Below are 13,394 nucleotides of genomic sequence, written 5' to 3' on the forward strand. Positions count from 1 at the left end.
ACCAATCGTCTGCACGATGGTGAACACCAACGTAACACAGTCCACATTCAAACTGAGCAAACAATGGAATGGAGGGCAGGAAGGGGATACGGCCACGGTGACCGCAACGGCGCTGCAGCCAGGCACGGCACCCGTTCCACTGATTTCCACAGCAACATCGCTTGCCAACGGAACCACGGGTCAGTCGCAATCCGGTATGGCCACGGTGGTATCACATGGCACCAGCTTCACCGTGACGGAGTCCATCGCCAATGCTTCCACTAGCCCTGCTGTGTATGACACTCAGTTGAGCTGTACCAACGCACTGGTCAATGGCCAAACGGTCACGCTCAATGCAGCACCAGGAACGCAAGCGGAATGCACGATGAGTAACACGCTCGCTGCGCTGTCTATTCAAAAGCTGGCTTCGGCTCCCTCTGATACGAATGGTTCAGGCGTGGTGGGAGACGTCGGTGACGAAATCACTTATACATTCACTGTCACCAACACGGGCGGGCGGATTTGGCCAACGTGCAAATCAATGATGCGTTGTTGAGCGCGGCCAACGCATCGATCGTCTGGGGCGCAGGCACGGCACCAGCCACGCTGCCGGTCAATGGCGTTGCGACAGCGACGTCCGTGTACAAGATCACCGCAGCCGATGTGGCAAGTCCCTCGGGCGAGGTCATCAATACGGCGACCGCATCGGCCGAGATTGGAGGCAAGTCGGTCACTTCACAGCCGGATGCTACCCATACGCCAGTGAAGGCTTCGCATCCTTCGCTATCCATCACCAAGACAGGCGCGGTTGCTGATTCAAACGGCTCGGGACTGCTCGGAGATGCGGGCGACTTGATCACCTACCAATTCGTGATCGCCAACACCGGCGACACGCGCCTGACGGGCATTCAGATAAATGATCCGTTGCCTGGCCTTACAACGCCCTCATTCACCAATTGGCCCGGTCAACCCGGCGTACTCGAAGTCAGCGAAACAGTCACCGCCACGGCTACGTACACGATTCAGGTGGCTGACCTGGTTTCCACGAGAGTCGACAATCAAGCGAGCGCAAGTGCCACACCGCTTGCCGGAGTGTCCCCCACCGCCCAATCGCAACTCGTGAGCATTCCGACGGCGGCACCCCACCCCAGGCTTGCCATCACAAAAAAAGCGGCCGTCGCAGATTCCAATAGTTCGGGATTGCGGGTGATGCAGGTGATGTGGTCACCTACACCATCACCGTCAGCAACCTCGGTGACACACCATTGGCCGGTGTGAGCGTCACTGATCCGATGAGTGGGTTGTCTGCGCTGAACATTGCATGGCCTGATCCAGCAGCCCCCGGATCGCTACCCAAAGGCGGGGTTGCAACAGCCACCGCAACCTATTCAATCAAAGCCGCCGATGTCACCGCCGGGCAGGTTCTCAACACCGCCACGGCCCAGGCGCCGCCAGTGGCAGGCGTGGCCGTCGGCAGCGTCTCCGATACGGCCAGTATTCAAACAACGACGGCGCCTTCGGTGATTGCCCAGAATGTTCCCACGTTGGGCGAGTGGGGCGTGATCATCTTGTCGTCTCTGATGGCAATGCTCGGACTGACGCGAATCCGTAGACGCAAATTCTGAAATCTCAGGCCGCCGCAAGGCGGCTTTTTCAATTCTTCACCGCCCGATGCAGGCATGTCTGTCAACTCGGCACGATCACACCTGGCTTCAGGCAATCAGGATCAAGGCGCAAGTCCCGCATACACGGCGTCCCGCACCTGCGTCACCAGCGCACCGGACATCCCCTCAAACGCGGTATTGGTCAACAGCACGACGGTCAGTTTGCGCTCGGGATCTACAAACCAGTTGTGGCCATAGGCCCCGCCCCATTGGAGTGTTCCCTTGCTTTGAGGCGAGCGTGCAAGCGCGGGATTGACAAGCACTGCCCAGCCATAACCGAATCCCCAGCCCGGACCTTGCGTCTGAGCCTGCTCGCCGACCTGGTCCTTCATCATCAACGCACTGCTCTGCGCGTTGAGCAGCGGCGCGCCTCCTGTCCGTATGGTCTCCAGGAACACCATGAAATCATCCGCATTTCCGAGCGCCCCCGCCCCGCCGGATGCAAACGCCTGCGCATTGAATGCACGGCCTGGATCGAAGCGCAGGGCACCCACCGAATCTCCGGGCAAAGGCACGGCCATGTTGCGCGTCATGCGGATGGGAGCCGGCTTGCCATCGGCATACGGCGTCGCGAGAGCCTCACCTGCGCGCGCGACAAAGCGTGTATGCGTCAAGGACAACGGTCGCGTCACGTATTGAGCCACCGCCTCGGACAAGCTACCGCCCGTGACCTTCTCGATCACCGCGCCAAGCACGTCGATGCCCAGCGAATACCGCCAGCCCTTGCCGGGCTCAAAATACAGCGGTGCCTGACCCAGTCTGCGCAGATTCTCGTCGAGCCGAATCGCCGCATCGTCGAGTCCATCGGACACTTTCAGCCGCGCGTAAGCACCGTCTTCAGCCTCCAGGAAGCGGTAACCCAGCCCCGACGTATGCGTCATCAGATGCCGGACCCGGATCACGGGTTCAGTGCCATCGACCAGACGCGGCCGAAAATCGGGCAGATAGCGCGTCACCGCATCATCGAGGCCCAACTGCCCGGACTCGATCAGGCGCATCGCCACCACCGTGACGAGCGGCTTGGTCATCGACGCCAACCGGAAATCGGTCTCGGGTCGCATCAGCCTGCCGGACTCCCGATCCGCCAGCCCTACTGCCTGCCGATAAAGAATTTTCCCATCCACCGCCACCACTGCGACGCCCCCCACGATGCGCCGCTCGTTCACCGCCGCCTGTAGCACAGGCGTGAGATGCCGGGCGAGCTTCGCGTTGGTTTGCACCGAGGAAGCCGACGCCGTGCGCCCTTCTGCAGCGGGCAACGAGACCGCAGCCAGCAGCGTCACGCCGACCGCCAATGAAAGTACCCGGAAAGAATTGAAAAAAGACATGCGCAAAAAATTTCTGTGAATGACGGTGCCAGTCTGAGACGCTTCACGTGAAGGCACAAGCATGCGAGACTTAACAAATCATGAAGAAAAACTTCACAATAGAGCGAACGCCAACGCCTGCCTACAACACCTTTGTGCTGCTGGCCCGACTCGGCACTTTTACGCGTGCGGGTGACCACCTTGGCATCAGCGCGTCCGCAGTGTCTCAACAGATACGTCGGCTGGAGGCACAGGTGGGCACGCGTCTTTTCAACCGCACAAGCCGCCAGGTCGCGTTGACCGAGGCAGGGCAACAGCTTTTGACCGAAGTGACACCTGCACTCGAAATGCTCGACCTTGCCCTTCAACGCGTACGCGCACGACAACATGGGCCGAGTGGGCTGCTGCGCATCAACACTTCACGCCTCGCTGCTGGGCTGTTGATCGAGCCTCGCATCGATGAATTTCTCGCACGCTATCCCGATCTGAAGCTGGAGCTATTCACCGACGACACCTTTGCCGACATCGTGCGAGAAGGCTTCGATGCCGGCATTCGCCTCGGACCCTATCTCGCGAATGACGTGGTCTCGGTGCCGCTGGACAACGGCCAACCCGTGGGCGTTGTCGCCAGCTCCGCGTATCTCGAACGCATGGGCACGCCAAAATCTCCGCTGGATCTCGCCCACCACGATTGCATCCGCTACCGCTTTGCTGGCAGCAAGCGCCTGGAGAGCTGGCATTTCCAGATCGACGGGCAGGACACCGAAGTAGACGTCCATGGCCGGCTCATCTTCTCCGACAACCACTACATCATTCGCGCCACCTGCAAAGGCTACGGCTTGGCGCAACTTTTTCTGCGCAGCATTCGCAGCGAACTCGAACGTGGCGAACTGGTGCCCGTGCTGCAAGACCATGCCCCGATGCCCACGACATTCCACCTCTACTTCGCGGCGCGCCAACTCATGCCACCCAAGCTGCGCGCGTTGATCGATTTTTTGCGCGAGCCGCTGCAGGAAACATCAGCTGCTCAACGTGATTGATGACTTCAACCGTGAGGCTCTGGGCATTGACCTAGACTTCTCACTGCCATCGCATCGCGTGATTCGAGTCTTGGGACAGATCATGGCCTGGCGTGGAAAGCCGCAAGCGATACGTTGTGACAACGGGCCAGAGTACGTCAGCGCTACGCTGCTGCACTGGGCCAGCGGGCAAGGAATTCGCATCGAACACATCCAGCCTGGCAAGCCCCAGCAGAATGCCTATGTGGGGCGCTTCAACAGAACGGTCCGCTACGAATGGCTGTCACAGTACTATGGGTCTGACCTCCACGAGGTTCGGGAGTACGCCACGCAATGGATGTGGCGCTACAACCATGAATGCCCAAACATGGCATTGGGCGGCATCACACCCAAACAGCGGCTGGCCATGGCCGCATAGCTCTACTTTTCAGAGGGGTGGCTTATGGAAGGATTGCCGTCCAACTTCTGGGGGTCAGTTCAAACCCGGGGCGATTCAGGTTGTCAACACCGCCACGGCTTAAGCGTCCCCAGTGGCAGGCGTGTCCATCGGCAGTTTCTCCAAAGCCAACTGAATGATTCGATGCACCAATTGCAGGAGCGCCTAAATTATGTCGACTTCTTTTGGGCAGAATTTTTCATGGGCGCCTTCTTTGCCGCCCTCCTCTTAGCGGAGTCTCGCGCAGATTTATCCAGGGGCTGGTGGTAGAGGGAAATGACCATTGATCGAATTTTGAAGTCCGTGCCAGAGCCTTCGAGCTTATGCTTTGAGTAGAACGCCAGCTTATTTGTATTGCAGTCGATGCATGAGTGTCCATCATTCATCAATTGCCTGCGCCAAATATTGAGCACGCCCAAGGCATCGGCTCTCTTCACCATATAGAAGAGCAATCCGCCTTGATCGTGGCTATAGTTGCCCGAGGCTTGGACGTACCGTGACGTGAGCTGCAAGAAACCCTCCTTGAAGTTGCCATCTTTCTTCGCCTCGCCGATCCACGAGTGAGAGCCAATACGAACCGCCAAATCGACGTGACCACCAGTCTTGCTGTCATGCGTCGCGTTGTAGCCACTACGTTTGAGTCCAACCAAGATATCGAGACTGATACGATCTTCGGTGTCGTTCTGGCGAAGTTCGCGGCTAGCTTGCAACTCGTAGATAGACTCGTCAATGTCGGCGTAAAGTTGTTCAATGAATTCCTCGTAATTTCCGCCATCTGCGAGCATCTCACGTCGAATCATGGCCTGGACAGTTGGCTTAGAACTGTAACGATAGTAATCCTCGAGCGATATCATGGTCACGCCACACCCATATCTTTCAGCGTGGCTCCCGGGGTAAAGCAGATCATGATCTGCGACTCAGAGATGGGTTCACCAAATTCGGGATGTATTACGGCTTCACCCCGTGAGTAATGCCTAACTTCTTCCTCAGGCAATTCGTAAAACCCGCCGTCGAACTCGTACATTAAGCATGTCTTGAGAACCTTCACCCTAGGAGTGGCAAGGTACGAAAGAGCACGTGCGACCACCGCCTCATCGCCTGCTTGGGCCAAATGAAGAAGGTGGTCAAACGTGTAATGATCCAATTGATGCTCGCGGGATGATAGGGCGTGCCAAACGTGCAAGCACGCCTGCTTTACACTGGGCGCGGAAGCCCAGTCTTCCTGAATTACCGCGTCTATGTTCACTTTCGCGTACGTTTGAGACGACTGAGGACTTGGTCATGAACGAACTTGTAGTCGTCCAAATCTAGACATCCAACAATCTCAACATCGTTGACTTGACCATGAGCTCGGTTGTACAGGGAGCGAGCATTGCCCCGAATTTCTAGGCTCAAATCGCTCATTGGCGCTTTCTGCGACCATGTAACTCCGATGGCATAGGGGTCAATCTTCGCAACATGGCGCTTTCCTCCAGCATGGAATTCGTCTTTGCGTAAGTCCCTCGTCTTAGAGCGATGCAACTGACCACGATTGTTTGAGGATGATTCCTTACCTGTGGCCACAAACCCTAGCGCAGTCACGCGACCACACATTTCGTCCAGATACATCGGATTTATAACGGGACGAAGATTCACCAACCCCACACCGACTATTGCTTGGTTGTTGTACTTGGTTCCGATTCGGTTCAGTTCGCCAATCACGCGGGACAAAGGTGAGACTTCCTTATCTTCAGTAACCCCTGGAAGGAAATCTACACGGATTTCGACTAGCTCGGCATCGGTGTCAATCACCGCTGTATCGAAGCATGGGATTGACTTCGTGCGCACCCCAATCAACTCCTCGTATATCGAGAATGCCCTCTGCTGAGCAGCACTCATCAAGGAAATATTTAATGGTTCGCGGAACACATAAGACCGAGTGCTGAAGAACTGCAGGTAAAGCTTCCCGTCTACGTAGTCGGCAGCAATCAACTTTGGAGGAGGCATCTTATGTGGTTCCAACGCTTCCCGGATCGTTGGCGCTTCAAGAATCGCGAACGGACGCTTACGTACAAGGCCTGCCAAGTTGCTAGCTGCATTTTCTTTTGCCCACTTCAAAATTTTGGCGCGACTATCGTCACCCAGCGCCCGGAGATCAAAGAAGGTAACCCTCTTGTTTCCCACGTACGTGTGAACTCTAGCGAGCTTCGCAAGTCTTTTGTACGCTGCAGTCCAAATGGCGTCACTGTAAAAATCATGGCTCGCAGCTTCAATAGTTTCGGCCCACCCTCTACTGACGTGAAGGCCGGTGCTAGAAATAATGGGCCTTGCAGCAGACCATTGCATCCGCGTCGCGAGAAGCTCCAAAAGCCCTACAACCTGCTCACGCACGGCGGTCGCCTCTCCACTATGGCCTCGCGCAGTACCCATCCCAACCTCCGTTACTTACATATGACTGATGGAAGATATCTTAACTGGCCGAGACTTCCAGATGTGGAACTTCTTCAATGCGGGATATGACCCTTGTTTTAAAACCAATTTCGCAACATTGGGGGCAAGCATCAAGCGAGCCAAAGCATCCCTAAATTGCCTGCACAGGCGCCCTCACATGACAGCTTTTACAAACTTGGGGGTGAGACAAATAGGGCAAAAAAAGGACCTAGCCCTTGCGAAGCTAAGTCCTTGATATAAATGGTCGGCGTGGCGGGATTCGAACTCGCGACCCCTTGCACCCCATGCAAGTGCGCTACCAGGCTGCGCTACACGCCGACAAGTCCTCAATTATATCGTGAAATTTCACACCCACGACAAAAGGGCTCGAATTTCCTGAAGTTCTTTTCTGATGGCCGGGAGGCTGAGTGGCGCGAGCTGGCGAGGGGTATCGGCTTCTGGCGTGGCCGCGCCATTGTTGTTGTCGTTATTGGTGCCGTGGCTGGTGGCAGCCGCTACGTCTGCATTGCGTGCGGGCGATTCCAGCGCGTCGCCGACGGAGCCTGCTTCGAGCAGTTCCTCAAGCGCGGCTGCGTCTGCTGCTTCCAACTGTTCGGCACCGGCCCTGCCTGCGTGGGCCAATTCCTGGAGGCGATTGCGCGCGCCGCTGATGGTGAAGCCCTGGTCATACAGCAGATCGCGGATGCGGCGCACCATGAGCACTTCGTGGTGCTGGTAGTAGCGACGGTTTCCACGGCGCTTCATGGGGCGCAATTGCGTGAATTCCTGTTCCCAGTAACGCAGCACGTGCGGCTTGACTCCGCACAGCTCGGCCACCTCACCGATGGTGAAGTAGCGTTTGGCCGGAATGGGTGGCAGCACTGTGTTCATGGAATTTTCATGAAATCTTTGGAAAAGCCCTCAAGGCTACTCCAGTCAAAACATCCCTTGCCATTTCAGGGCGGCTTTCGCACCGTCCCGGTCAGGCTTTATTCGACTTCTTTGACTTCGCCCTGAATTTGCTCCTTGAGCTTGGAGCTTGCATGGAAAGTGACGACCCGTCGCGCCTCGATGGGAATCGATTCTCCGGTACGCGGGTTGCGCCCGGGGCGCGGTGCCTTGGTACGGATCTGGAAATTGCCGAAGCTCGAGAGCTTCACATCTTCTCCGTTGACCAGACTGCGCACGATCAGATCGAAGAACGAGTCGATCATGTCCTTGGACTCGCGCTTGTTCAGGCCGATCTGCTCGAACAGCAGGTCGGCGAGTTGCGCTTTGGTGAGCGCGGGCGATTCCAGACTTTCGACGGTGAATTCCCCGATCCCGTTGTCCTCATTGAGCGTCATCATCGTCATCGCAGCCTTGCTCCGGTCTTGTCAGTCAACGATTGAAGAATACCTTGCACGGCGGATTCAATGTCGGCATCGGCAAGGGCTGCGGTGTCGGAACCCAGGGCGAGGCGGATCGCCAGACTCTTCTCGCCGTCTGCCAAGCCACCGGACGAGCCTGCCTTGGGGCGGAACACGTCGAACAGCACGGCGGAACGCAACATGCCCTGGGGCGCGCCACTGTGTATGGCGTCCATGACGGCGGCGTGGGTCACATTTTCTGCGACGACGACGGCGATGTCACGCTCCACGGCCTGGTGCTTGGCAACCGATTGGAAAACCGGTACCTTGCGCGCAAGAACTGCATCGAGTTCAAGTTCGAACAGCACCGGTGCCTGCGCCAGATCCCAGCTCTGGCGCCACCTGGGATGCAGCTCCCCGACAAAGCCGATGGCGCGGCCGCCTTGCAGCACGCGTGCGCAGCGGCCCGGGTGCATGGCCGGATGTTCGGCTGGCTCGAAGGTCGCATCGAGCGGCGCGAGGAGTGCCTGCACGTCGCCCTTCACGTCGAAGAAATCAATCTTGCCGTTTTCGCTTGCGCTCCATTGCAATGTGTTGGCCGGGCCGTATGCGAGGCCCGCCACGCGCATGGGCTGGGAGAAGCCCTTGACCGTCGTGTCGCTTTCTTCGACGGACTCGTCACGCAGGAACACGCGGCCGATTTCGAACACCCGCACGCGCGAAGCCTTGCGGTCCACGTTGAACTTGAGCACCTGCAACAGCGAGCCGATCAGCGACGAGCGCATCACGCTCAGGTGGCTGGCAATCGGGTTCAGCAGCTTGATCGGATTGGGGTTGCCCGCCAGCTCCTGCTCCCACTTTTCCTCGACGAAGCTGAAATTGATGGTTTCCTGATAGCCGAGGCCTGCCAGCAGATGGCGCACCTCGTACTGGCCGCGGCGATTCTCGGCGCGCAGCTTGGGACTGATGGGCGCGAGCGGCTTGCTGGTCGGCAGATTTTCGTAGCCGATCATGCGTGCAACCTCTTCGATCAGGTCTTCTTCGAGGTTGATGTCGAAGCGGAACGAAGGTGCCGTGACGGTGAGCACGCCGTCGCCCTGCTCCGTGGGCAAGCCGAGGCCCGTGAGCGCGTCGTAGCACTGCTGCTGCGTCAGCGGCATGCCGATGACCTTGGCGGCGCGCGCAACGCGCAGCGTGACCTGCCTGGCGTCGGGCATATTGGGCTTCTGGTCATCCATCGCGCCGCAGACCGTTTCCGGCGTACCGCAGATTTCCAGCACCAGTTGCGTGATGCGCTCGATGTGCTCGACGGTGTGCTGCGGATCGACGCCGCGCTCGAAGCGATGGCCAGCATCGGTTGAGAAGTTGAAGTGGCGCGAGCGACCCGCGACGGCCTTGGGCCACCAGAACGCCGCTTCGACGTAGATGTTGCGCGTGTCGTCGGAAACCGCCGTGGCGTCACCGCCCATGATGCCCGCGAGCGATTCGATTTCCTTGTCGTCGGCGATCACACCGACCTTCAGGAAATCATCGATGGTGATGGTGTTGCCGTTCAACAGCTTGAGCTGCTCGCCCACCTTGCCCCAGCGCACGTGCAGGCCGCCGTGGATCTTGTCGAGGTCGAAGATGTGAGAGGGTCGGCCCAGTTCGAACATCACATAGTTCGAGATGTCGACGAGCGGCGCGACACTGCGCTGGCCACAACGCGCCAGGCGATCAACCATCCATTGTGGCGTGCGGGCCTTGGTGTTCACGTTGCGGATGATGCGCCCCGAGAAGCGGCCGCACAGGTCGGTGGCCTCGATCTTCACGGGCAGTTTGTCCTGTGTGCCGACTGCCGCCACGGGGAAACTCAGCGGCCTCAGCGCAGCGCCCGTCAGCGCCGAGACTTCACGCGCGATACCGTAGACCGAGAGGTTGTGCGCCAGGTTGGGCGTGAGCTTGAGCGTGAACAGCGTGTCGTCGAGATTCAGGTACTCGCGGATGTTCTGGCCCAGCGGCGCATCGGCCGGCAACTCCAGCAGACCGCCGTGGTCGTCGGCAAGCTTGAGCTCCTTGGCCGAGCACAGCATGCCGTAGCTTTCCACGCCGCGCAGCTTGCCGATCTTGATCTTGAAGGGCTTTCCGTCTTCGCCCGGCGGCAGTTCCGCGCCGACCATCGCGCACGGCACCTTGATGCCGACGCGTGCATTCGGCGCGCCGCAGACGATGTTGAGCAACTCGGGGCCGCCCACGTCCACCTTGCAAACGCGCAGGCGATCCGCATCGGGATGCTGCACGGCTTCCTTGATCTCACCGACGACGATGTCCGAGAACGCGGGCGCAACGGGCTCGAGTTCTTCGACTTCGAGACCGGCCATGGTCAGCGTATCGGCAAGCTGCTGGGTGGTCAGGGGTGGGTTGCAGAATTCGCGCAACCAGGATTCTGGGAATTGCATGGCTTTATCTCAATCTCTTTGGCGTGGACAAGACCTGTTGCCCGTTGTGTTTGTTGGTTTGGGCAGGCCTTGCAATATCGATCAACGGGTCACTGGAACTGCGACAGGAAACGGATGTCGCCGTCGAAGAACAGCCGCAGATCGTTCACTCCATAACGCAGCATCGTCAGACGATCCGGGCCCATGCCAAAGGCAAAGCCGATGAACCTCTCGGGATCGAGACCCATGTTGCGCACCACGTTCGGGTGCACCTGCCCCGCACCGGACACTTCGAGCCAGCGACCGGCGAGCGGGCCGCTCTGGAACTGGATGTCGATCTCGGCACTCGGCTCGGTGAATGGGAAAAAGCTCGGACGAAAGCGCAGCACCAGATCGTCCTGCTCGAAGAAGGTCTTGCAGAAATCGGTGAACACCACTTTCAGATCCTTGAAGCTCACGTTCTCGCCGATCCACAGGCCTTCGCACTGGTGGAACATCGGCGAGTGCGTGGCATCCGAATCGACGCGATAGGTGCGGCCCGGCGCGATCACGCGGATTTCGGGCATGGTCTGACCGGCGTCGATCAGGTGACGGTATTTCTTGACGTGCTGAACCGCATGGCGCACCTGCATCGGGCTGGTGTGCGTGCGCAGCAGATTCGGCGCGTGGGCCGTGCCGCCTTCGACGTAGAAGGTGTCGTGCATGGAGCGCGCAGGATGGTCTTCGGGCGTGTTGAGCGCGGTGAAGTTGAACCAGTCGGATTCGATTTCCGGCCCTCGGCCACCTCGAAACCCATCGAGCCGAAAATGCCCTCGATGCGCTCCATGGTGATCGACACGGGATGCAGCCCCCCGTTGCCACGGCGTCGGCCCGGCAGCGTCACGTCGAGCACCTCGGCCTTCAGATGGGCCTCGAGTTCTGCATCGGCAAGCGCCTGGCGGCGTGCGGTGAGCGCCGCCTCGATGGCCTGCTTGGCCAGATTGATGGCCGCGCCGCGCGACTTTTTCTCTTCGACGGAAAGCTGCGCCATGCCCTTCATGAGCTCAGTCACCTTGCCCGACTTGCCCAGAAACTGCGCCTTGGCATTTTCCAGGTCATTGGGGGTTTGCGCCTGCGCGAACAATTGCTGCGCGCTTTCGACCAGAGAATCCAACTCGTTCATATCGACTTCTTTAACCATCTGATGTCCTGACCCGTAAGTACTCGGCTGATGCGTCAGTCGAATCACGCAAGGGTCAGCACACCGAAAGCTTTTTCTCGAATTTCAAAATAAACAAGGGCTAGTGCCTTTTCAAGCCCTAGCCCTTGCTGTTTGTGCGCAAGCAGGAAACACCGGGGTGCCTACTGCCTATCGCGGAACTCAGGCAGCCAGCTTGGCCTTGACTTGTTCCACGATGCTGCCAAAGGCAGCCTTGTCGTGCACCGCGATATCGGCCAGCATCTTGCGGTCGATTTCGATGGAAGCCTTCTTCAGGCCGTTGGCGAATTGGCTGTAGGTCAGGCCCAGTTCGCGTGCAGCGGCGTTGATACGGGCGATCCACAGTTGGCGGAACACGCGCTTCTTGGTACGACGGTCACGGTAGGCATATTGCCCGGCCTTCATCACCGCCTGCTTGGCGACGCGGAAGACGTTACCGCGACGACCACGGAAGCCCTTGGAGAGGGCCAGAACTTTTTTATGGCGGGCGCGAGCCGTTACACCACGTTTGACGCGAGGCATGTGTTTTCTCCTTGTTCGTCAGTGAATTAAAGGCCCATGGAGGGCAACATTTGTGCGATAGAGCCCATGTTGGTCTCGTGCACGGCAGTTGCACCACGCAGATGGCGCTTATTCTTGGTGGTCTTCTTGGTCAGAATGTGACGCTTGAAGGCTTGACCGCGCTTGACGGTACCACCCGGACGAACGCGAAAACGCTTCTTCGCGCTGCTCTTGGTTTTCATTTTGGGCATGTGAATGCTCCTGTTGAATTGTGCTCGTGAGGCGTTTGCGCACCATTGCGCAACCTTGTAGGCCCCGAGACACTTCTTAAAACGGAAGAACCGGAGTCCTTCCGTGCGACAGCGCTTGCGCACCGTCTGTTGCGAACCCGGCTTCGGTTGCCCGCCGCCGCTTCCGCAAATTTTTGACCAAACCCCGGATTATCAGGCAGTTTGACCCGCTGCCGGAGCAGCCGTTTCACTCTTTGCGCCAGCCACAGGTTTCTTGCGGGCCGGAGCAATCATCATGATCATCTGACGGCCTTCGAGCTTGGGGAACTGCTCCACCAGAATGCTGTCGGCCAGCTCATCGCGCAAACGGTTCAGAAGCGCCAGACCCAGGTCCTGGTGAGTGATTTCACGGCCACGGAATCGCAGCGTGACCTTCACCTTGTCGCCATCGGCCAGGAATCGACGGATGTTGCGCAACTTGATGTTGTAGTCACCGTCATCGGTACCGGGGCGGAATTTCACTTCCTTGATCTCGATGACCGTCTGCTTGGCCTTGGCTTCGGCAGCCTTCTTCTGTTCCTGATACTTGAACTTGCCGTAGTCCATCAGTCGGCAGACCGGGGGATTGGCCGTGGCGGCGATTTCCACCAGATCCACGTCCAGATCACCGGCCATGGCCAGCGCCTGCTGGATCGGCACGATGCCGATGGGTTCATTGTCAGGACCAGAAAGACGCACTTCTGGTGCTGTGATTTCACGGTTCAGGCGGTGCTTGCGCTCCTCGCGCTGACGACGATCACGAAATTCGGTAGCGATGGTTCTCACCCTCTAAAAAAACAGCCACAACAACGTGGCAGAAATGCACAACGCGCGCGCCAAAGCGTT

The 13,394-nt window shown here is 58.4% G+C and carries 14 protein-coding genes, 1 tRNA gene and 2 pseudogenes; 5 read left to right on the forward strand and 12 right to left on the reverse strand.

Annotated features, from left to right (window positions below):
* Positions 1 to 16 precede the first annotated feature (16 nt).
* From H9K75_RS04570 to H9K75_RS04580, 3 genes are read left to right on the forward strand one after another with little or no spacing between them, the layout of a single operon-like run.
* Positions 17 to 535: a hypothetical protein gene (locus H9K75_RS04570; RefSeq protein ID WP_187724929.1), complete on the forward strand. Its 519-nt coding sequence runs from the start codon at positions 17 to 19 to the stop codon at positions 533 to 535.
* On the forward strand, positions 511 to 1,257 hold the full coding sequence (locus H9K75_RS04575) for a DUF7507 domain-containing protein (protein WP_187724930.1): 747 nt from the start codon (positions 511 to 513) through the stop codon (positions 1,255 to 1,257). Before H9K75_RS04570 ends, H9K75_RS04575 begins: the two co-directional genes overlap by 25 nt.
* Positions 1,200 to 1,604 (forward strand): IPTL-CTERM sorting domain-containing protein, encoded by a 405-nt coding sequence (locus tag H9K75_RS04580; RefSeq protein ID WP_187724931.1) that lies wholly within the window; start codon positions 1,200 to 1,202, stop codon positions 1,602 to 1,604. The genes H9K75_RS04575 and H9K75_RS04580 overlap by 58 nt, the downstream gene beginning before the upstream one ends.
* A 101-nt stretch (positions 1,605 to 1,705) precedes the next feature.
* Here H9K75_RS04580 and H9K75_RS04585 read toward each other — a convergent pair whose 3' ends face one another.
* Positions 1,706 to 2,971 carry a serine hydrolase domain-containing protein gene (locus H9K75_RS04585; protein ID WP_187724932.1) on the reverse strand — a complete coding sequence of 422 codons (1,266 nt, stop codon included), beginning with the start codon at positions 2,969 to 2,971 and terminating at the stop codon, positions 1,706 to 1,708.
* Positions 2,972 to 3,051: 80 nt separating this feature from the next.
* Between H9K75_RS04585 and H9K75_RS04590 the strand changes: the two genes are divergently transcribed.
* Both H9K75_RS04590 and H9K75_RS04595 read left to right on the forward strand, forming a co-directional pair.
* Positions 3,052 to 3,990 carry a LysR family transcriptional regulator gene (locus H9K75_RS04590; protein ID WP_187724933.1) on the forward strand — a complete coding sequence of 313 codons (939 nt, stop codon included), beginning with the start codon at positions 3,052 to 3,054 and terminating at the stop codon, positions 3,988 to 3,990.
* Positions 3,962 to 4,387, forward strand: a pseudogene (locus H9K75_RS04595) (integrase core domain-containing protein); the annotation flags it as partial. The gene H9K75_RS04590 and the pseudogene H9K75_RS04595, both read left to right, overlap by 29 nt.
* A 188-nt stretch (positions 4,388 to 4,575) precedes the next feature.
* Here the strand turns inward: H9K75_RS04595 and H9K75_RS04600 are convergent.
* The 11 genes and pseudogenes from H9K75_RS04600 to infC form a co-directional block, all read right to left on the reverse strand.
* Positions 4,576 to 5,205 (reverse strand): hypothetical protein, encoded by a 630-nt coding sequence (locus H9K75_RS04600; protein WP_187724935.1) that lies wholly within the window; start codon positions 5,203 to 5,205, stop codon positions 4,576 to 4,578.
* A gap of 56 nt (positions 5,206 to 5,261) precedes the next feature.
* Entirely contained in the window at positions 5,262 to 5,549 is a 288-nt protein-coding gene (locus tag H9K75_RS04605; protein WP_226858529.1) for a hypothetical protein, read from the reverse strand.
* A 98-nt stretch (positions 5,550 to 5,647) separates the two neighbouring features.
* Positions 5,648 to 6,775, reverse strand: coding sequence for a hypothetical protein (locus H9K75_RS04610; protein WP_187724937.1), 1,128 nt, complete (start codon positions 6,773 to 6,775; stop codon positions 5,648 to 5,650).
* 301 nt (positions 6,776 to 7,076) lie between these two features.
* Positions 7,077 to 7,153: transfer RNA gene (locus H9K75_RS04615), tRNA-Pro, on the reverse strand.
* Between the two features lie 27 nt (positions 7,154 to 7,180).
* Positions 7,181 to 7,705 carry a MerR family transcriptional regulator gene (locus H9K75_RS25415; protein ID WP_187724938.1) on the reverse strand — a complete coding sequence of 175 codons (525 nt, stop codon included), beginning with the start codon at positions 7,703 to 7,705 and terminating at the stop codon, positions 7,181 to 7,183.
* A gap of 98 nt (positions 7,706 to 7,803) precedes the next feature.
* Entirely contained in the window at positions 7,804 to 8,160 is a 357-nt protein-coding gene (locus H9K75_RS04625; protein ID WP_187725902.1) for an integration host factor subunit alpha, read from the reverse strand.
* Between the two features lie 5 nt (positions 8,161 to 8,165).
* On the reverse strand, positions 8,166 to 10,601 hold the full coding sequence (gene pheT, locus H9K75_RS04630) for a phenylalanine--tRNA ligase subunit beta (RefSeq protein ID WP_187724939.1): 2,436 nt from the start codon (positions 10,599 to 10,601) through the stop codon (positions 8,166 to 8,168).
* Between the two features lie 89 nt (positions 10,602 to 10,690).
* Positions 10,691 to 11,742: pseudogene (gene pheS / locus H9K75_RS04635) on the reverse strand (phenylalanine--tRNA ligase subunit alpha).
* 198 nt (positions 11,743 to 11,940) lie between these two features.
* The gene (gene rplT, locus H9K75_RS04640) at positions 11,941 to 12,300 is read right to left on the reverse strand and encodes a 50S ribosomal protein L20 (protein WP_166066674.1); all 360 of its coding nucleotides are present in this window, start codon (positions 12,298 to 12,300) and stop codon (positions 11,941 to 11,943) included.
* A gap of 26 nt (positions 12,301 to 12,326) precedes the next feature.
* On the reverse strand, positions 12,327 to 12,530 hold the full coding sequence (gene rpmI / locus H9K75_RS04645) for a 50S ribosomal protein L35 (RefSeq protein ID WP_187599272.1): 204 nt from the start codon (positions 12,528 to 12,530) through the stop codon (positions 12,327 to 12,329).
* A 192-nt stretch (positions 12,531 to 12,722) separates the two neighbouring features.
* The gene (gene infC, locus H9K75_RS04650) at positions 12,723 to 13,334 is read right to left on the reverse strand and encodes a translation initiation factor IF-3 (protein ID WP_187724940.1); all 612 of its coding nucleotides are present in this window, start codon (positions 13,332 to 13,334) and stop codon (positions 12,723 to 12,725) included.
* Between the last annotated feature and the right edge of the window lie 60 nt (positions 13,335 to 13,394).

The sequence above is a fragment of the Diaphorobacter aerolatus genome, from assembly GCF_014489535.1.
Taxonomy (GTDB): Bacteria; Pseudomonadota; Gammaproteobacteria; order Burkholderiales; family Burkholderiaceae_C; genus Diaphorobacter_A; species Diaphorobacter_A aerolatus.